Here is a 19,666-nt window from a genome sequence, read left to right on the forward strand (position 1 = left end):
GCGGGTGGACTACTCGGCGGCCGGCAGAGCCGCCCGCGGCCGCTGCCACCCCCGGGACCCCCGCGCGAGCAGCCAGGCCGTCGCCTCCTCCGGGGGCATCGCCGCGGCCACCAGCCACCCCTGCACCGCGTCACACCCCAGGTCCCGCAGCCGCTCCCACGTCTCGTCGTCCTCCACGCCCTCCGCGACGACCAGCAGCCCCAGCGAGTGCGCGAGGTCGACCGTGCAGCGCACGATCTCCGCGTCCTCGTTGTCCACGGCCAGCCGCGCCACGAAGGACCGGTCGATCTTCAGCTCGCTCACCGGCAGCCGCCGCAGATGCACCAGCGAGGAGTACCCGGTGCCGAAGTCGTCCAGCGACATCTTCACGCCGTGCCCGGTCAGCCCCGCGAGCGTGTCGGCGGCCCGCTGCGGGTCCTCCAGCAGCACGTGCTCGGTTATCTCCAGCTGCAACGCCCCCGCCGGGACCCCGTGCCGGGCCAGCCGGGCCGCCACCGACCCCGCGAACCCCGGGGTGTGCACGTCCCGCGGCGAGACGTTGACCGCCACCGGCACCCGCAGCCCCTGCGCCCGCCACTGGGCGACCTGCGCGAGCGCGGTGTCCAGCACGTACTCCGTCAGATGGGGCATCAGCCCGGAGGACTCGGCGATCGCTATGAACTCGTCCGGCGGCACCTTCCCGCGCTCGGGGTGCACCCACCGCACCAGCGCCTCCAGACCGGCCACCTGCCCGTCGAAGCGCACCTTCGGCTGGTAGTGCAGCTGCACCTCGTGCGCGTCCAGGGCGCGGCGCAGATCGCCCAGCAGCCCCAGCCGGTCCGGGGTGTTGGAGTCCCGCTTGGACTCGTACACCTCGACGCCCGTGCGGTCCCGCTTCGCCTGGTACATCGCGACGTCCGCGCGCCGCAGCAGCCCCTCCGCGTCGAGCGCGTGGTCGGGGAAGACGGCGACGCCCGCGCTGGCCTCCAGGACGAGGGTGAGGCCGTCGAGGTCGAGCGGGGAGGAGAGCGCGGTGACCAGGTTGCGGGCCACCCGGGTGGCGGAGGTCGTGGAGTCGGCGACCGGCAGTAAGACCGCGAACTCGTCGCCGCCGAGCCGCGCCGCCTCCGCACCGCGCGGCAGGGCGGCCCGCAGCCGGTCCGCTATCTGGAGGAGCAGGCGGTCACCGGCGAGATGCCCGAGCGTGTCGTTGACCGAACGGAACCGGTCGAGGTCGATGAGCATCAGCGCGGAGCGGGCGCCGATGCGCTCGGCGTCGTCGAGCGCGGTCCAGATCCGCTCCAGCAGCCACTGCCGGTTGGGCAGGCCGGTCAGCGGGTCGCGCAGCTGCTCCTCCGCGCGGGCCCGGGCCATCCACAGGGTGGAGTCGAGGGCGACCAGCGGGATGGCGAACAGCGGCAGCAGCAGCGGCTGGGCCACGGCGACCACGCAGATCAGCGGGGCGATGCCGAGCAGGGCGACCGCGACCAGGCCCTGTCTGACCAGGGCGGTGCGGGCCACGGTGGGCAGACCGCCGCCGCGGGGTGCCTGGAGGTACCAGAGCAGGGCGCGGGTGACGGCGAGGTAGGCGCCCGCGACGAGCACGACCTCGGGGGCCGTGGTGACGCTCCAGCGGTCCGGGTCCCAGGGCGACTCGACGGTCGGCACCCGGCCGAAGGCGCCGAGCAGCAGCGCGCCGGCGCCGATGCCGAGGAGGTCCACCGCGCCGTGCAGGAGCCCCTGCCGCCAGCGGTGGCGCCTGGCTATGCCGACCAGGACGACGACGGTGAGGCTGACCATGCCGGCGGGCACCCAGCCGTACAGCAGGAGCACGGCGAGGGTGAGGGCGGCGCCGGAGCCGGTGCCGCCCCACCAGCGGGCCCGGCCCAGCAGGACGAGGTGGCCGACGATGATGCCGGTCAGCACGGCCAGCGACCAGCCGACCGTGCCGGACGGGAAGAGCGCGTGGTGGTCGCTGAACGCGCGGTAGAAACCGGCGCCGAGGACGAACGCGGCGGTCGCGACGACCGCGGCGGGCAGGGCCGGCCAGGGCAGGTGCCGTTCGTGCTCGGTGCCGGCCAGGTGGGATGCGGGGCCGACGGCGGACCGCGGCAGCGGGTCGCGCGCGGCCACCGCGGCGCCGCAGGCCGCGACGGCCGTGTGCCGGTCACCCCCTGCCGTCCACCGAGTCCCCCGCCATGCGCCCGCCCGGCGGCGCAGCGGCAGCCGCCCGTCCGGGGCGGCGCTCTCGGTCGGTTCCATTCCCGTCCCTCTCACAGCCGGCGGTGCCCACGCCATGCGGTCCGTGCCCTCCGGGAGCACAGCAATGCCCCGACCGCAGCTGGGCACGGCAGGCGCATGTCCCAACAGTAGGCCGCGGAAGGCTGTCACGGGCAGCGGTCGTCGACGGTTGCCCGATTGCGCCCCGGCCACCCGTATGCATCTGGTATGCGCCGAACGGGTGGCCTTCAACCGCTACTCCTCGGTCGGAAGGGCGGCTTCGGCCGCCGCGTCCGGTCCCTGCTCCAGAAGGACGACGAATCCGTCCTCGTTCAGAACCGGCACCTTCAGCTGCATCGCCTTGTCGTACTTCGATCCGGGGTTGTCCCCGACGACCACGAACGACGTCTTCTTGGACACCGAGCCGGTCACCTTGGCCCCGCGGCTCTGGAGCGCCTCCTTGGCGCCGTCCCGGGTGAAGTGCTCCAGGGTGCCGGTGACGACCACGGTGAGCCCCTCCAGCGGACGCGGCCCCTCGTCCTCCCCGGTGGACTCGTCCTCCAGCGGGACTCCAGCGGCCTTCCACTTTCGGATGATCTCGCGGTGCCACTCCTCGGCGAACCACTCCTTGAGCGCGGCCGCGATGATGCCGCCGACGCCGTCGATGTTCGACAGCTCCTCCTCGGTGGCCTGCTCGATGCGGTCGAGGGAGCGGAACTCGCGGGCCAGCGCCTGGGCGGCGACCGGTCCGACGTGCCGGATGGACAGACCGTTGAGGAAGCGGGCGAGCGGGCGGGTCTTCGCCTCCTCGATGGTCTGGAGCAGGGCGAGGGTGTTCTTCTTGGGCTCGCCCTTCTGGTTGGCGAAGACCGTGACGACCTTCTCCTCGCCGGTCTTCGGGTCGCGCTTGGGCAGCCCGCTGTCCGGGTCCAGGACGTACGCCTTGATGGGCAGCAGCTTCTCGACGGTGAGGTCGAACAGGTCGCCCTCGTCGACGAGCGGCGGGTCGGCCGGCTCCAGCGGCCGGGTGAGGGCGGCCGCGGCCACCGCGCCGAAGTGCTCGATGTCCAGGCACTCGCGGCCCGCGAGGTAGGACACCCGCTCTCTCAACTGGGCCGGGCAGGTACGGGCGTTGGGGCAGCGGAGGTCGATGTCGCCCTCCTTCATGGCCCGCAGGGGCGTCCCGCACTCGGGGCACTCGGCCGGCATCACGAACTCCCGCTCGGTGCCGTCCCTGAGGTCGGCGACCGGGCCGAGGATCTCCGGGATGACGTCACCGGCCTTGCGCAGCACCACGGTGTCGCCGATCAGCACGCCCTTGGCCTTGACGACCTCCTGGTTGTGCAGGGTCGCGAACTCCACCTCGCTGCCGGCCACGGTGACCGGCTCGACCTGGGCGTAGGGCGTGACCCGACCGGTGCGGCCGACGCCCACCTTGATGTCGATCAGCCTGGTGTTGACCTCTTCCGGCGCGTACTTGTAGGCGATCGCCCAGCGCGGCGCCCGCGCGGTCGAGCCGAGCCGCCCCTGGAGCCGGATCTCGTCGAGCTTGACGACGACCCCGTCGATCTCGTGCTCCACGGAGTGCCGGTTCTCGCCGTAGTACGCGATGAACGCCCGTACGCCGTCGAGGTCGTCGACCACCCGGTTGTGCGTGGAGGTGGGCAGCCCCCAGGACTTCAGCAGTTCGTAGGCCTCAAAGAGGCGGCCCAGGGCCTCGAAGCCCTCCAGGGCGCCGATGCCGTGGACGACCATGTGCAGCGGGCGGGAGGCGGTGACCCGCGGGTCCTTCTGGCGCAGCGAACCGGCCGCCGCGTTGCGCGGGTTGGCGAACGGCTTGTCACCGGCCCCGACCAGCCGCTCGTTGAGCTCGGCGAACTTCTCCATCGGGAAGTAGACCTCGCCGCGGATCTCCACGAGGTCGGGGACGTGCTCGCCGTCCAGCCGGTCCGGGATCTCGGCGATCGTACGGACGTTGGGCGTGATGTCCTCGCCGGTACGGCCGTCGCCGCGGGTCGCCGCGCGGGTGAGACGGCCGTGCTCGTAGGTGAGGTTCACGGCGAGGCCGTCGACCTTCAGCTCGCACAGGTAGTGGTAGTCGGAGGTGCCGACGTCCTTGTGGACGCGCTCGCCCCAGGCCGCCAGTTCCAGGTCGTCGAAGGCGTTGTCGAGGGAGAGCATGCGCTCGCGGTGCTCGACCGAGGTGAACTCCGTCTGGTACGCCCCGGCGACCTTCTGGGTCGGCGAGTCGGGCGTGCGCAGTTCGGTGTACTCCTCCTCCAACGCCTCCAGGGCGCGCAGGAGTCTGTCGAACTCCGCGTCGCTGACGACCGGAGCGTCCTTCACGTAGTACCGGAAGCGGTGCTCCTCGATCTGCTCAGCGAGCTGCGCGTGCCGCTCCCGCGTCTCGGCGGGCACCGTCGTCTCCGCTTGCTTGTCGCCGGCCACCGTGTGGTCCTCCCGTTACTCAGGGTTGTCCGCGAGTGATCTCGCCGCCCGGACGCAGTGGGCGAGCGCCTGCCGGGCGTACGCGGGGGAAGCGCCCGCGAGCCCGCACGACGGGGTCACCGTGACCACCTCCGGGAGAAGCCCCGGAGACAGCCCCAGCCTGCGCCACAGCGTCCTGACACCCATGACGCTACCGGCAGGGTCCGACAATGCCGTGTCCGTCCCCGGCACGACACCCGCGAACAGCCGGGTGCCGCCCTCCACGGCCTCGCCGATCGCCTCCTCGTCACGTTCGGTGAGGAGGGAGAAGTCGAAGGAGACGGCGGCGGCACCGGCCCTGCGCAGGAGGGCGAAGGGGACCTCGGGAGCGCAGGAGTGGACCACGACGCCGCCGTCGCCGTGCACGCCGATCACGTCCCGCAGGGTCGCCTCGACGACCTGGCGGTCGACCGCCCGGTGGGTGCGGTAGCCGCTGGCGGTCTTCACCCGGCCGCGCAGCACGGCGGTGAGGGAGGGCTCGTCGAGCTGGAGCACGAGCCGGGCACCGGGGATGCGGCGCCGCACCTCGGCGAGGTGCAGCCGCAGGCCCTCGGCGAGGGAGGCGGCCAGGTCACGGCAGGCGCCGGGGTCGGAGAGCGCCGACTCGCCGTTCCTCAGCTCCAGGGCGGCGGCGAGCGTCCAGGGCCCGACCGCCTGCACCTTGACCTGTCCCTCGTGGCCCTGGGTGAACTCCTCCAGCGCGTCCAGGTCCTCCCCCAGCCAGGACCAGGCGCGCCGGGTGTCCCGGCCCGGCCGGTCGCCGAGCCGCCAGCCGCTGGGCTCCACGCGCGCGTACAGCTCGACGAGCAGGCCGGCGGTGCGGCCGATCATGTCGGCGCCGGGGCCGCGGGCGGGCAGTTCGGGGAGGAAGGGAAAGTCCTCGAAACTGCCGGTCGCGGTCTTGGCGGCCTCGCGGGCGTCGCCACCGGGGAGCGAGCCGACGCCGGTGGCCGGGCCGAAGAAGGGGGTTTCGTTCACGTGAGGAGCCTAAGCGGGGCGGACGGCACGGTGTGCGCCGGTGGGCGGGGCGGACGGGCCCGCCCGCCCCGCGCCTTCCGTGGTTCTCGGCCGGGCGACAAGCTTTCGACAAAAATTCGGCCCATGCGCGGCCTCCACCCTGGTGCGGGCGCTTTCGTGCCGGCACGTCGGCCGACGGCACCCGCGACCACGCCCCGCACCGGCTGACCGACGGGGCTCACACGTGACCACGGGGGTTGACACGTGCATCGATCGGAGAGGGCGACCGCGACCGCCACGGCACCGCCAGGCGGCGGAGCGCTGTCCGCGACGGCCGGACGCGGGGTGCTGGAGGGCGCCTTCGCGCTGCTGAACGCCCTGCGCCAGGAACAGGACGCCGGGGTCACCGAGTTGGCCGCGGCGTCCGGTCTGCCCAAGACGACCGCGTACCGGCTGCTCGACCAGCTCGCGGAACTGGGCGCCGTGGAACGCAGTGCGGGCCGGTACCGCATCGGACCGGGCATGTTCCGGCTGGGCCAGGCCTGGCAGCCGTACCCGGGGCTGCGGCGGGCCGCGCTGCGGCCGCTGCGGCGGCTGACCGCCGTCACCGGGATGACGGCCGAGCTCTCGGTGCTGCACCTGGGGCAGACGCTGGTCCTGGACCGGGCGACCGGCGCGGACCTGGCGTGCCCGCTGCCCGACGACCGTCCGGTGTGGCCCTGGCACACGGCGGCGGGCCAGGTCCTGGCCGCCTGGGCGCGTTCCGGTCCGGCACCCGGTCCGCCGCCCCCGGCCTGGCCGGCCCGGGCCCGGCGGATCCGGGAGTCCGGGGCCGCCTACGACCACCAGGAGGTGCTGGCGGGGGTGTGCTGCGCCGCCGTGCCGGTGTACGGGGCGGACGGTGTGCCGGTGGCGGCGCTGAGCGTGCTGACCGGGCCCGACCACCGTCTGGAGCGGCTCGCCGACACGGCCCGCCGCGCGGCGTCGGCCGTCACGGCGGGGCTCGGCCGCCGCCGGTGACGCCAGACCCGGCGCGCCGCCCGGCCGTTCCGCTCAACGGCACAGGGAGCGACAGGGCGCCGCCGGCCGCCCAGGCTGGGTCCGTCGGCCACGGAGTCCGCACCACGGTACGGGCCGGTGCTCCCCTCGGCTCCCCGCGTACCACCGCCCCGTCACCACTCACCGCTCACCGCTGACCACCGACCGCTCAGGGAGGACACCCATGGCCTCGTCGCCCGCACACCCCGCGACCGGCGGGGACACCGGCCCGGCCGCCCGGCCCGGCGACGCGCTGTCCCTGCTGACCTCGGAGTTCGGCGCCGGGGCCGACGTGTGGCGCTCGGCGCTGGACGGCGGCGTGTGCGTGGCCGGTCCCGAGGCCGCCCGCGCGGTGATGGGCAACCGGGACGGCGTCGTCGCGGACACCTCCGACTTCTACCACCACCGGCACGGCGTCTTCGGGCCGCGCTCCGCGCAGGTCGCCATCGGCCGCGCCGCCCGGCAGCTGATACAACGTCACCTAAGCGAGCACCGGGCCGAGTTGCCCGGTCTGGTGGCCGGGCGGCTCGCGCCGCGCAGCGACTGGCCGGACGCCGGGAACCTGCTCGTGCTGGACCATCTGCGCGATGTGCTGCTGCGTCCCGGGGCGCCGCCCCACCTGCACGCGACCGTGGCGGCGATCGTCTCCCGCGCGGTGCCGGCGGACGCCCGGCGCCGCCACCCGGCCCCGTCCCGGCTGCTGTTCCGCCACCGGGCGCTGGCCGTCCTGCGCGCGGAGATGCGTGCCCGGCAGCGGGCCGCCCGGCCCCTCGACCACCCGGCCGGACCGCGCGACCTCGTGGACGTCGTCGTCGGCGGAGGCGGCCCGGACGCGGACCCGCGCGACCTGGTCGAGGTCTACCTGTCCTTCCTGTTCGCCACGGCCGGGTCGATCGGGTTCGCGCTGGGCTGGTCGGTGCGGCTGCTCGGCACCCACCCGGAGCGGGCGGCGGCGGAACCGGCCTGGATCGTGCGCGAGGCGCTGCGGCTGTGGCCGGTGGCGTGGCTGTTCGCCCGTACCCCGAGCCGGGCGCAGCAGCTGGGCGGGGTCCCGGTCACGCCCCGGGACCGGCTCATGGTGTGCAGCTACCTGGTGCACCGGCACCCCGGCCACTGGGAGCGGCCCGACGAGTTCCTCCCCGAGCGCTGGGCCGAGGGCCCGCCCGACGCCGCCTACCTGCCGTTCGGGCACGGCCCGCACACCTGCGCCGGCGCGACCGTCACCGTACGGCTGCTGGAGGACCTGGTCGGCCTCCTGACCCGTGACTGGCGGGTGTCGCTCGCCCCGTCGGCCACCCCTGACGGCGACGGGCCCCAGGTGGGTCCGGCGCTGGCTCCGCCGCGGTTCACCGCGGTGCTGAGCCGTCCCGACGGCTGTCCCGAGAGGAGGTGAACCAGCATGCGCGCGCTGTACCTCAAGACGATGTCGGTCCTCAACGTCCGTCGCACGTACGGGCTGTTCTGGTACGTGTACCACCACATCTGACCGGCCCGGCGCGGGGAGGCGTCCGCCGGCTCCCCGCGCCCCCAGGAGGGGAACACCCACGATGACCACCCCGCAGCACCCCGAGGACTTCCTCAGCGCCCTGCGGCTGCGCAGCGCCGCGGAGGACGGGATCTTCTGGGTCGACGACCGACGGCTCGGGGTCTTCGAGCCGGAGGCGGCCCGCCGGGTCAGCGCCGCCAACTGGCACCGGTTCGTCCTCCAGGACCGTCTGGTCGACCTGGTGCGGCGGCGGCACAGCCCCGAGGTGCGGTGGAGCCTGATCCGCTCCACCTGGCTGACCCGGCTGCACACGCTGGCGACGGCCGAGCAGCACGGCCTGCTGATCGACCGCATGGCGCGGGTGATGGACGCGAGCGCCGGCGCGGACACCGACCTGACGATGCTGATGCAGGACGTGTCGCTGCGCTCGCTGCTGCCCGTAGCGCTCGCCGGGCTCACCGGCGCGGAGGCGGAACTGGTGCGCCGGGACCTGGAGATGAAGCTGGCGCGGCTGGTGTCCCCCACGCCGGGCGGCCCGCTGCACCACCTGCGTCACCTCGCCGTCCAGGTGCGGGCCGGGCTGGTGGTGCGCCGGGTGCTGCGGCAGCGCGCCGACGGCCGGCGCGAGCGCGAGCCGGACCTCGCCGACCCGTTCGTGGACCTGCTGCCCGAACTCGGCATGGACCGCGCGCTGGACGTGGTGACCACCGTCCTCACGGCCATCGGCGGCCCGCCGGGCACCGCCGCCGCGAGCCTGCTGTACGAGTTCGTACGACACCCCGAGTGGCAGCGCCGGATGGAGGCCGAACTGGGCGCGGTGGACCCGGTGGAGTTCCGCACGGCACCCGCCAGGGCGGCCCCGCAGACGCACCGGTTCGTGAAGGAGACGCTGCGGATGTGGAGCCCGCCGCTGCTGCTGGTGCGCCGCTCCACGTTCGCGTTCGACCTGGGCGCGGCCCGGCTGGAGCCGGGGCAGTGGTACCTGCTGAGCCCGCATCTGATCCACCGCGACGAGCGGGTCTGGCAGCGGCCCGACGTCTTCGACCCGGACCGCTTCCTGCCGGGCGCGCCGCACGGGCCGGCGGACCGCACCTGTTACGTGCCGTTCGGCTGGGCGCCGAAGAAGTGCGTCGGCGCGAACATCGCCGTCGTCCAGCTGATGGGCCTGTGCCACCTGCTGTGCACGCGTTACCGGCTCACCGTGGAGCGGCCGCAGGAGGCCACGATGGCGCTGCGGTTCGCGCCGGTGCCGGAGAACTTCCGCGGCCGGCTCACGCTGCGCGGTACTAGCCGGGAAGCGGGCCGGGACGGACGCTGAGGTCGTTGATCTCGGCGTCCCCGGGCAGATCGAGCGCCGTGAGGATGGTGGTGGCCACCGACTCCGGGTCGATCCAGCGGGAGGCGTCGTACTCCTTGCCCTCCTGCTGGTGGACCTTGGCCTGCATGGGACTGGCGGTGCGGCCGGGGTAGACCGAGGTGACCCGGACGCCGTTGCCGTGTTCCTCGTGGCGCAGCGAGTCGGCCAGTGCCTTCAGGCCGTGCTTGGACGCCGCGTACGCCGACCAGCCCGCGTGGGCGTTGAGGCCGGCGCCGGAGTTGACGAACAGCACGTGGCCGCGGGCGGTGCGCAGCTGGGGCAGGAAGTGCCGGGTGAGCTCGGCCGGTGCGATCAGGTTGACGTTGAGCTGGTGGCGCCAGGACTTCGGAGTCAGCTCGCCGACCTCGCCCAGGTCGACCACGCCCGCGATGTGCAGCAGCGAGTCGACGCGGTCGGGCAGCGTCTGGTGGGAGAACGCCCAGGACAGCCGGTCCGGGTCCGCCAGGTCGCCGACGAGGGTGCGGGCGCCGGGGAACTCCGCGGCCAGTTCCTTCGCGCGGCCGGCGTCGCGCGCGTGCAGGACGAGTTCGTCCCCGCGCGCGTGCAGCCGGCGGGCCACCGCGGCGCCGATTCCGGAACCGGCGCCGGTGATCACATGAGTTGCCATGCGGCCATGCTCGCATCAGCCGGCCGGCCGGTGCGCCTCCAGGTGGGCGAGCGCGGCGGCGGGCTCGTCGGCGAAGTGCATCAGCTCCGCGAGGGGGCGGGGCAGGAAGCCCTCCGCCTCCATGCGGCGGAACTGCTCTTCGAGGCCGTCGTAGAAGCCGGCGGTGTTGAGCAGGACGACGGGCTTGTCGGTGCGGCCGTGCTTCTTCAGCTCCAGGATCTCGGTGGCCTCGTCGAGGGTGCCGGTGCCGCCGACCATGATGACCACGGCGTCGGCCTTCTCCAGGAGGAGCCGCTTGCGCTCCGCGAGGTCGGCGGCGACGACCATCTCGTCGGCGCCGGGACGGGCCTTGTTCGCGAGGAAGCCGACGGAGACGCCGACGAGACGGCCGCCGGCTTCCTGGACCGCGTCGGCGACGACCTTCATCAGGCCGGTGTCGGAGCCTCCCCAGACCAGGGAGTGGCCGCCCTTGCCGATCAGTCTGCCGAAGTCCCGGGCGGGACGGGTGTAGCGGTCGTCGAGGTCGGCGGCGGAGAGGAAGACACAGATTCGCATGCCGTCAGGGTATGCACTGCCGGGTGAGATCCCTGCCGTGGGGAACAAGCGGGCGTCCGCGGGCGTCATCCCCATATGACCGCTGGACACACGATCACCATCGAGAACAGCGACCGGCACGTGCGCGTGACGCACGGCGAGCTGGTCCTCGCCGAGAGCGACCGGGCTCTCGTCCTGCACGAGACCGGTTGTCCCCCGCGCTACTACATCCCCGCCGACGACGTGCGGCTCGACCTGCTGACGCCGTCCGGATCCCACACCGTCTGCCCGTTCAAGGGCACCGCGTCCTACTGGTCCCTGCCGGACGCGGCGGACCTCGTCTGGGCCTACCCCGAGCCCAGGTCCGACGTCGCCCGGATCAAGGACCACCTCTGCTTCTACGAGGTGGAGCTCACCGGCTGACGCCGTACCGTCGTGGCGATCGTCGCCGAGCCGACCACGCGGGTGCCGTCGTAGAGGACGATCGCCTGGCCGGGGGCGACGCCGCGGACCGGCTCGGTGAACGTGACGCGCAGCCCGCCGTCGACCGGTTCCGCGCTCACCTCGGTCTCGCCGCCGTGGGCGCGGAGCTGGGCGGTGTAGACGCCGGGACCGGTGGGGGCGGTGCCGCACCAGCGGGGCCTGATCGCGGTCAGGCCGGTCACGTCGAGGGAGGCGGCCGGGCCGACCGTCACCGTGTTGTCCACCGGGGAGATGTCGAGGACGTAGCGCGGCTTGCCGTCCGCGGCGGGGTGGCCGATGCGCAGGCCCTTGCGCTGGCCGATGGTGAAGCCGTACGCGCCCTCGTGGGTGCCGATCCGGGTGCCGGACTCGTCGACGATGTCGCCCTCGGCCCTGCCGAGCCGCTGGGCGAGGAAGCCCTGGGTGTCGCCGTCGGCGATGAAGCAGATGTCGTGCGAGTCGGGCTTCTTCGCGACGGCGAGGCCCCGGCGCCCGGCCTCGGCACGGATCTCGTCCTTGGTCGTCAGGGTGTCGCCGAGCGGGAAGAGGGCGTGGGCGAGCTGGCACTCGTCCAGGACGCCGAGGACGTAGGACTGGTCCTTGGCCATGTCGGAGGCGCGGTGCAGTTCGCGGCCGCCGTCGGGCAGCGTCACGATCTGCGCGTAGTGGCCCGTGCACACCGCGTCGAAGCCGAGGGCGAGGGCCTTGTCGAGCAGCGCGGCGAACTTGATCTTCTCGTTGCAGCGCAGGCACGGGTTGGGGGTGCGGCCGGCCTCGTACTCGGCGACGAAGTCCTCGACGACGTCCTCGCGGAAGCGGTCGGCGAGGTCCCAGACGTAGAACGGGATGCCGATGACGTCGGCGGCGCGGCGGGCGTCGCGGGAGTCCTCGATGGTGCAGCAGCCCCGCGCGCCGGTGCGGAACGACTGGGGGTTCGCGGAGAGCGCGAGGTGGACGCCGGTCACGTCGTGGCCCGCCTCGGCCGCGCGGGCGGCGGCGACGGCGGAGTCCACGCCGCCCGACATGGCGGCGAGGACGCGGAGGGGGCGGGTGCGCTGCGGGGTGTCAGTCATAGCCCCTCCAGGGTAAGGGGGCGCGGGAACCGGGGCCCGCGAGTATCCGTTGGAGATCACATGGGGGAGAGAACGGGTGATCGGGACCGGCGGATCGGGCGGCGGGCGCTGCTGGTCGGCGGGGCGGCGGCCGCGGCCGGCACGGCGGTGCTGACCAGGCAGGAGCTGACGCGGCTGTACTGGCGGCTGCCCGGGGTGCACAAGGCGCGGGTGGCGGGCGCGGTGGACTTCGAGGGGGCGCGCTGGGTGGCGGCGTCCGCGGGGAACTACCGGACGGCGAACCGGCCGGACGACTACGTGATCGACCGGGTGGTCGTCCATGTCACCCAGGGCGGTTACGCGAGCGCGGTGAAGGTGTTCCAGGACCCGGGGCACCAGGCGGCGGCGCACTACATCGTGCGCAAGGACGGGCGGATCACCCAGCTGGTCCGCGAGCTGGACGTGGCGTTCCACGCGGGCAACCGGTCCTACAACGAGCGCAGTGTGGGCATCGAGCACGAGGGGTTCGTGGACCGGCCGGAGGACTTCACCGACGCGATGTACGCGGCCTCGGCTCGGCTGACGGCCGCGATATGCCGGCGGTACGGGATGGCCCTGGACCGGGAGCATGTGATCGGACATGTGGAGGTGCCGGGGACGGATCACACCGACCCGGGGAAGCACTGGGACTGGGGCCGCTACATGGGGCTTGTTCGGCGCGTCGGACAGGCCTGACACCGGGTTCCGTCCGTGATGAAATCGTTATCCTGTGTGCGGTCCGTACCCTTCCTGTGTCCGTTGCGTCCCGCACCCGTGTCGCCAACTGCGCCTGATCAACTCCCCTTGTTTTCAAGGGAGTTAAGCATTATCAGCATCCACAGCCACCTCACAGTCCCCCGGGTTCGCTCCTAACTTCGCCTCAGATTTCGCACAGTCCCCAGGTCAAACATCCGGGGCCATGACCCACACCACGGATCCCGCCTTCGAGGCGGACGACAGCGAAGACACGGAAGCCCGCGGCCGGCGACGGCGGGCCGGGGGCACGGAGCACGGCAAGGCCGGGCGGGTGACGAAGGCCGAGCACTCCAAGGAGTCGACGGCCAAGCGCGGCAAGGGGGTTCACCGGCGGAGGTTCCTCGGCGGCATGGCGGGGGTCGGCCTGGGCGCGGTCGGCGCGGCGGGTGCCTCCTTCGCCCTGCTGACCGACGCGCGCGGCAACAAGGCGGGCGCGGCGACCAACACCGCGACCCTCTCCGTCCCCGACCTGCTGGAGGGCACCACCTCCGACAGCACCACCACCTTCACCCTGGAGGCGAAGACCGGGACCGCCGAGGTCGTCAGCGGCGTCACCAGCACCACCGCCGGCTACAACCAGTCCTTCCTCGGCCCCACCATGAAGTGGACCCAGGGCAACACCAACGTACTCAACATCACCAACAGCCTGGGCGAGGACACCACCGTCCACTTCCACGGCGCGCACGTCCCGGCCAAGATGGACGGCGGCCCGCAGGTCGCCTTCTCCGACGGGGACACCTGGTCGCCGACCTTCACGGTCAAGGACGACGCCATGACCCTCTGGTACCACCCGCACGCGCTGGGCACCACGGCGAAGCAGGCGGTGCACGGACTGGCCGGCATGATCATCGTCGAGGCCGACGACGACACCAGCGCCGACCTGCCCAGCACCTACGGCACCGACGACATCCCGCTGATCTTCCAGTGCCTGGCGGTCGACGACGACGGTGACATCAAGTACGACCTGACCGGCTACCTCACCAACGGCCTGAACTTCCCGCTGCTGGTGAACGGCACCAACGTCGACGACACCACCCTCACCTTCACCGCGACCAAGACCCGGACCCGGTTCCGGCTGCTCAACGCCTCGCCGTCGGACATCATCACCGTCCAGCGCAGCGACGGCGGCACGATGACCCAGATCGCCACCGACCAGGGCTACCTGGCCGAGGCGGCGGACGTGACCGAGATCCGCCTGGTGGCCGGCGCCCGCGCCGAGATGGTCATGGACCTGTCCGACGACGTCACCCTCCAGGCCGTCGTCACCACCGGCTGGGTCCGCGGCGGCAGCGGCACGTACGACTTCCTGGCGGTCACCGCGAGCGGCACCGACACCCCGGACGACCTGCCCAGCTCGCTGCGGACCATCGACCGCTACGACACCAGCGACTTCACCGCGCGCACCATCACGCTCGGCCAGTCCGGCGCGACCATGCTGATCAACGGCTCGGCGGGCACGAGCATGTCCTCCATGGCCATGATCAGCACCACGCTGGGGTCCAAGGAGATCTGGACCATCAAGAACAGCACCCAGCTGGAGCACTCGTTCCATCTGCACGACGTGCCCTACCAGTTGGTCTCCATCAACGGTGATGATCCGACCGGCGTCGAGCTCGGCTGGTACGACACGTACGAGGTGGTCGGCGGCGGCACCATCGAGATCGCCATGGAGTTCACCGACTTCTCCGACGACACGTACATGTACATGCTTCACTGCCATCTGCTCCAGCACGAGGACGAGGGCATGATGGCGTCCCTCATGGTCACGGACAGCTAGCCGCCGCCCGGACCCCCCGAGCAGGCTGCCGCCGGCAGTGGAAGTGCCGGCGGCAGCCGTTCTGTGGGTTGCGGTCACCGGGATCCCCGTCGCTCAGCCCTGGTCGGCGGCGACCCGGAAGCCCACGGTCGGATAACCGCCGCCGCCGTCCCGGCCCTCGCCGCGGTAGTGGGTGGTGCAGCTGCGCAGGGTCGCGTACCAGGAGCCGCCGCGTACGGCGTTGACGTCCTGGCCGGCCTCCGCCCCGTTGGTGGCGGTGACGACGCTGGAGGTCCACTCGAAGCAGTTGCCCGCCATGTCGTAGGCGCCGTACACGCTCACGCCGTCCGGGTACGCGCCCACGGCCGAGGTGAGTCCGCCGGTCGCCATCAGCGCGTCGAAGACGTCGGTGTAGACGAACCCGGTCCAGGTGTCGTGGTAGATCCAGCCGGTCACCCCGCCGGTCGCGCTGACGGTGAGGATCTCGGAGATCGGCTCGCTCTCGCCGTACCGGGTGGAGTCCGCCTCGTCGTAGGTCGCCTCGGTGGAGCCGTAGTTGACCAGGTAGTAGACGGCACAGACCGCGTTGTAGTTGTACCTGCTGGTCAGCACGGAGTCCGTGTAGGCCGTACCGGCCGCGGTTCCCCAGGGGTAGGCGTAGGAGTCGGGGCCGCGGGCCGCGCTCTCCCACTCGGCCTCGGTCGGCAGCCGGAAGGTCCAGCCGTCCGCCTGTCCGGTGAGCCAGTCGCAGTAGGCCTCGGCGTCCGCCAGCGCGACCTGGAGCACCGGGTGCTGCTCCTTCCCGGCGGGGACGGTCCCGTCGTCCCAGAACGACGGCACGGTGTGGCCCGCCCCCGCGTCCGTGGCGAGGAAGGCCGCGTACTGGGCGTTGGTGACCTGGTAGGCCCCCAGCCAGTACGCCGAGCCGATCGGCGAGGCCTCGCCCGTGGTGGTGTTGGACAGGTCGGCCGTGAACGCGAAGTCCGGGTCGGCGGGGGCCGGCACCAGGGTCTGCCCGGCGACGGAGACGGCGTCCGCGGCGTCCGCGATGTCCGTCGCGGGTGCCGCGGGTGCCGCGTGCGCCGGGGGTGCGCCGATCAGCGAGGCGGCGGCTCCGGCACCGGCGATCCGGAACAACTTCCTTCTTCCGAGAGGCTGTCGGTTCGGTGGTACGACGGTCATGGGGCGGCCCTCCGTCGACTCGATGGCTGGGGGAGACCGGTCATGCGGCTTCCAGGCGGGGCAGCGCGCCGCATGACCGGCTGTTCAACGGAACGTAAAGTGCGCGCCTTTGCCGCGGCCTTTGCCGGCCTGTGACTTCCCTGGACACGCGCACACAGGTCCCGCGCCCGGGGCGCGGCCTTTCCCGTTGAGCCCGCAGTCTGCCCGAAGAAGCGCACAGTGTCGACACCTTGCGCTATAAATGAATCAGAACCCCTTGACCAAGGCTTACTGTCGACACTAGACAGGAAGTGGAAGGTCTTCCCCGCGGGCCGTCACGTCGACGAGGTGCGCCGTCGGCGTGCCGGCTTGCGGCCCGCCTCCTGCTCCTGGATCTGCTCCTCCACCGAGCGCAGCGCCCGGACCGTCGCACCCGCGATCAGCGCGGCGGCCAGTTCGCCGTCGCGCTCCTCGCAGGCCTGCATCAGCCGCTCCTGGTCGTCCACGCTGTAGGCGAGCCGGCCGGGGCGGGTCAGGCTGAGGTGGCGGAGCATGAGCGTGCGCAGCGCCAGGGAGTCGAGGATCTGCTTGAGGGTGGCGTTGCCGACGATCTCGGTCATCCGCTCCTGGAGCTGCACATGGCCCCAGAAGTAGGCGTCCACGTCGCCCTCGTCGGCGAGTGCGCGCATCTTCTCGACCCGGCCGCGCAGCTCGGCGATCTCGTCGTCGCCCGCCCGCTCGACCAGCAGTGCGGCGAGCATCGACAGGAGCTGGCGCCGGACCTGGTAGATGTCCCGGATGTCCTGGAGGGAGGGCGCGGCCACCCGGGGCCTGCGGCGCGCCTTCATCTCGACCAGGCCCTCCTGTTCGAGGACCATCAGGGCCTCGCGCACGGGGGTGCGGCTGGTGTCGAACCGCCGTGACAGGTCGACGCTGTTGAGGTCCTGGCCGGCCGCCAGCCTGCCCTCGATGATCCCGGCGCCCACCCACTCGGCGATCTGCGCGACCAACGGCTCCCGCCGGTCACGCAGCCGCAGCAGACGGGCGAGCACGACATGCGTGTCCTGATCGGTCATCCGGCGGCCTCCCTGCCCGTACCCGGAGCCGTTTCCGGGTTCACAGCGGAACCAACGGTGTCGACACTATCGCACTCTTCTACCGCCCAGTACCCCGCTCATCCGCTCTCTGTCGACAACGGACAGCCCCCGGGACGCACCGCTCAGCCCTCCGAGCCGCTCGCCACGACCTCCCTGAACTGTCGACATCCGACGGCGTACTGGGGCACGCCTGTCCGCAACTGCCCGCTCAAGTGTGGACATTGGGCGGTGCGGTGGCCTACCTTCCGAAGTAAGCGGGGGGTAAGACTCCGGCCCCCGGGATCCGGTTCGCATCCATCCCCGGGGGCCGGCCTCTCGCGTCGTCCCGGTTACGACACCGTCAGGGTGAGGGCACCGGTGTAGCTCCGGCCGGGCGTGAGGGTGGTCGCCGTGCCGTCGACGGTCAGGGTGACCGTGCTGCCGCTGGGCGCCGCCACCGACGCGCTGGACGCCAGGGTGAGCGCGCTCAGGTACGAGGTGCCGGTGACCGTCCACGTCGAGCCGGCGCCCAGCGTCACCAGGACGCCGTTGTTCACCACCGCGCTCGGGGTGTTGGTGACCTCGCTGATCTGGCGGTACTCCGCCGAGGTGATGGTGGAGACGCCGTGCTGGGCGGTGCTGGCCGAGATGACTCCCTCGACCGTGCTGCCGGTGAAGGAGAGGCTGAGGTTCTGGCCCTGGAGGCTCGCGTTGCCGCCGCCCCGGACCGAGTTGTAGAAGTCGCCGGTCAGGGCGATGTCGGTGAAGGTGCCCTTCGCGTCGGTGGACTGGGAGGACGTGGTCACCCAGCTGGAGGACCTGCTCGGGGAGCCGGTCGGCTCGGTGTAGGTGCCGGTGGTCTCGCTGCTCCACGGCTCGCCGGACACCGTGACGCTGCTCGGCCGGTCGGTGTCCATCAGCTGGAAGAGGACGCCGTTGCCGCTGGTGATGGTCGCGCCGTCGGAGCCGTCGACCGTGACGGTGCCCGCCACCGCCTTGCACATGAACGTGGTCTCACCGGTGGTGACCTGGGTGCCGCCGTCGATGGCGACGGATCCGGCCGCGTACCAGAGCACCATGAAGCGGCCGGCGTCGATGGTGGTGGACCGCTCCGGCAGCGCGCTCAGTTCGGCGCCGGTGAGGCCGATGCCGAGGGAGTCGTTGAGCGCGGAGACCGCGGCGGCGGTGCTGTCGCCGTAGTGCGCCGAGGCACCCCAGTGGATCAGGGCGTAGTCGCCGACGTCGAAGGTGCAGCCGAGGAAGTGCTCGGTGACGTTGCCGATGGCGTAACTGCCGTAGCCCTGGCCGCCGGTGTTGGCGATCGTGCTGTTGATGGCGGTGAGGGTGCAGTAGCTGCCGCCGTCGACCGACAGGGCGCCCCACTTCTCCGAGGAGATGCTGGAGTTGATGTACGACGCCTTGGTGCCGGCGCCCAGGAGGTTGGTGGCCCGGACGTTGCCGGAGATGCCCAGCATCCAGGGCACGGTGATCATGTAGCGGGTGTCGCCGGTGCCGCTGGCCGGGTACTCGGCGGGCACGGTGCCGTCGGCGCAGTGGATGGTGGAGTTCTTGACGACGACGTTGGCGGTGGCGTCGGCGATCACCGCCGTGCGGACGACGCCCTCGTTGCCGATGGTGGCGCCGTCCACGACGAGCGTGGTGCCGGAGCCGGTGCCCACGACGGCGGCGCCGTAGCCGACGAAGTCGCAGCGGCCGTTGCCGGCGAAGGCGATCGTGGGGTCGGTGAGGGTGTAGGTGGCGCCGTCGGCGACGTACACGCCGTTGAACGCCTCGCCGTCGGAGGTGAGCGTGATGCCGGTGGCGGCGCTGTCGGTGACCGTGCCGCCGATGACGGCGGAGGGCACCGACCTGGACTCGTCCACGCCGTCGGAGTCGACGTAGATCGCCTGGCGGAACGGGAAGGTCAGGGTGGAGTAGGCGACGTCGGTGGCCTCGGCGACGTTCAGGACGATCGTGCCGCTGTAGGTGCCGGCGGCGATCGCGGTGGCCACTCCCCCGTTGCCGTCGGTGAGCGCGGCGAGTTCGCTGCCGGTCTCCACTCCGTTGACGGTGAGGGTGAGGCTGTAGCCGTCCGGGACGGCGATGGTGCCGCCCTCCTCGATCACCAGCCGGGTCGCGGTGGTGGTCTCGGTGAGCGTGAGGGTCTCGTCGGCGCCGACGGTGATGCGCTTGCCGGCCTTCTGCGTGGCCGCGTGCGCGGCCGTCGGGGCGGCCAGGGCCGGGGCGAGGGCGGCGGCCACCGCGACGAGGAGGGCGCGGGGCCGGGCGCGGTTGGCGACGGGGCGGTCCAGTAAGCCGGTGCCGGACGGGGACTCGGGGGTCTCCGGCCTGTTGGTGGGCAGCACTGTGAACTCCTTTGTCTTCCAGTGGTCTTCGGGCAGGGCGCGGTGCGGGCCCGGTCGCGGGCCGGCACGGGTGGTGAGCGGGGCGCGGCCGACGCCGAGGGCGGTGCTGGATTCGGCGGGGGTCGTGCGGATGCGGAACGGGCCGTCACGGCCGTACCCGACCCGGCGCCGTCTTCTCACGCGTTCACTCGGGACCCTACTGTCGACACTTTCCGCCTTCAAGAGATGCGACAGCCAAATATCAGGCAGCTCTGCCGACACTATTCGGTGATCGGTGGATCGTCGGCGCTCTCGCGGCCGGCACACGGACAG

At 72.5% G+C, this 19,666-nt stretch carries 15 protein-coding genes; 6 read left to right on the plus strand and 9 right to left on the minus strand.

Annotated elements, in window-relative coordinates; all coding sequences use genetic code 11:
- Positions 1-9: 9 nt before the first annotated feature.
- The 3 genes from ACZ619_RS22505 to ACZ619_RS22515 all read right to left on the minus strand — a co-directional run bounded on the left by ACZ619_RS22505 (position 10) and on the right by ACZ619_RS22515 (position 5,664).
- A complete protein-coding gene (locus tag ACZ619_RS22505; protein ID WP_469601593.1) occupies positions 10-2,241 on the minus strand; it encodes a putative bifunctional diguanylate cyclase/phosphodiesterase in 2,232 nt (743 codons plus the stop codon).
- Between the two features lie 213 nt (positions 2,242-2,454).
- Positions 2,455-4,647: an NAD-dependent DNA ligase LigA gene (ligA, locus tag ACZ619_RS22510; RefSeq protein WP_469601596.1), complete on the minus strand. Its 2,193-nt coding sequence runs from the start codon at positions 4,645-4,647 to the stop codon at positions 2,455-2,457.
- A gap of 15 nt (positions 4,648-4,662) precedes the next feature.
- Complete coding sequence (locus ACZ619_RS22515) at positions 4,663-5,664, minus strand: methionine synthase (protein WP_469601598.1); 1,002 nt, start codon at positions 5,662-5,664, stop codon at positions 4,663-4,665.
- Positions 5,665-5,907: 243 nt separating this feature from the next.
- On the opposite strand from ACZ619_RS22515, the gene ACZ619_RS22520 reads away from it, so the two are divergent.
- The 3 genes from ACZ619_RS22520 (at position 5,908) to ACZ619_RS22530 (ending at position 9,485) form a co-directional block, all read left to right on the plus strand.
- Positions 5,908-6,663: an IclR family transcriptional regulator gene (locus ACZ619_RS22520; RefSeq protein WP_469601601.1), complete on the plus strand. Its 756-nt coding sequence runs from the start codon at positions 5,908-5,910 to the stop codon at positions 6,661-6,663.
- Positions 6,664-6,865: 202 nt separating this feature from the next.
- Positions 6,866-8,074: a cytochrome P450 gene (locus ACZ619_RS22525; RefSeq protein WP_469601603.1), complete on the plus strand. Its 1,209-nt coding sequence runs from the start codon at positions 6,866-6,868 to the stop codon at positions 8,072-8,074.
- Positions 8,075-8,228: 154 nt separating this feature from the next.
- Positions 8,229-9,485 (plus strand): cytochrome P450, encoded by a 1,257-nt coding sequence (locus ACZ619_RS22530; RefSeq protein ID WP_469601605.1) that lies wholly within the window; start codon positions 8,229-8,231, stop codon positions 9,483-9,485.
- On the opposite strand, the gene ACZ619_RS22535 is transcribed toward ACZ619_RS22530, so the two are convergent.
- Entirely contained in the window at positions 9,454-10,152 is a 699-nt protein-coding gene (locus tag ACZ619_RS22535; protein WP_469601608.1) for an SDR family oxidoreductase, read from the minus strand. The genes ACZ619_RS22530 and ACZ619_RS22535 overlap by 32 nt on opposite strands.
- Positions 10,153-10,167: 15 nt before the next feature.
- Positions 10,168-10,707: an LOG family protein gene (locus tag ACZ619_RS22540; RefSeq protein WP_469601610.1), complete on the minus strand. Its 540-nt coding sequence runs from the start codon at positions 10,705-10,707 to the stop codon at positions 10,168-10,170.
- Between the two features lie 75 nt (positions 10,708-10,782).
- Between ACZ619_RS22540 and ACZ619_RS22545 the strand changes: the two genes are divergently transcribed.
- Positions 10,783-11,109 carry a DUF427 domain-containing protein gene (locus ACZ619_RS22545; protein WP_469601612.1) on the plus strand — a complete coding sequence of 109 codons (327 nt, stop codon included), beginning with the start codon at positions 10,783-10,785 and terminating at the stop codon, positions 11,107-11,109.
- Here ACZ619_RS22545 and mnmA read toward each other — a convergent pair.
- On the minus strand, positions 11,085-12,221 hold the full coding sequence (gene mnmA / locus ACZ619_RS22550) for a tRNA 2-thiouridine(34) synthase MnmA (protein ID WP_469601614.1): 1,137 nt from the start codon (positions 12,219-12,221) through the stop codon (positions 11,085-11,087). The genes ACZ619_RS22545 and mnmA overlap by 25 nt on opposite strands.
- A gap of 60 nt (positions 12,222-12,281) precedes the next feature.
- Here mnmA and ACZ619_RS22555 point away from each other — a divergent pair, with 60 nt between their 5' ends.
- Entirely contained in the window at positions 12,282-12,935 is a 654-nt protein-coding gene (locus ACZ619_RS22555; RefSeq protein ID WP_469601615.1) for an N-acetylmuramoyl-L-alanine amidase, read from the plus strand.
- 223 nt (positions 12,936-13,158) lie between these two features.
- On the plus strand, positions 13,159-14,772 hold the full coding sequence (locus ACZ619_RS22560; protein WP_469601616.1) for a multicopper oxidase family protein: 1,614 nt from the start codon (positions 13,159-13,161) through the stop codon (positions 14,770-14,772).
- A gap of 93 nt (positions 14,773-14,865) precedes the next feature.
- On the opposite strand, the gene ACZ619_RS22565 is transcribed toward ACZ619_RS22560, so the two are convergent.
- From ACZ619_RS22565 to ACZ619_RS22575, 3 genes are all read right to left on the minus strand, one after another.
- Positions 14,866-15,888 carry a formylglycine-generating enzyme family protein gene (locus ACZ619_RS22565; RefSeq protein ID WP_469601618.1) on the minus strand — a complete coding sequence of 341 codons (1,023 nt, stop codon included), beginning with the start codon at positions 15,886-15,888 and terminating at the stop codon, positions 14,866-14,868.
- 359 nt (positions 15,889-16,247) lie between these two features.
- Positions 16,248-16,988, minus strand: a complete 741-nt coding sequence (locus ACZ619_RS22570) for a GntR family transcriptional regulator (protein ID WP_469601620.1) — start codon at positions 16,986-16,988, stop codon at positions 16,248-16,250.
- Positions 16,989-17,338: 350 nt separating this feature from the next.
- On the minus strand, positions 17,339-19,534 hold the full coding sequence (locus tag ACZ619_RS22575; protein WP_469601623.1) for an autotransporter outer membrane beta-barrel domain-containing protein: 2,196 nt from the start codon (positions 19,532-19,534) through the stop codon (positions 17,339-17,341).
- Positions 19,535-19,666 lie beyond the last annotated feature (132 nt).

This window comes from Streptomyces sp. NPDC104367 (assembly GCF_055583825.1).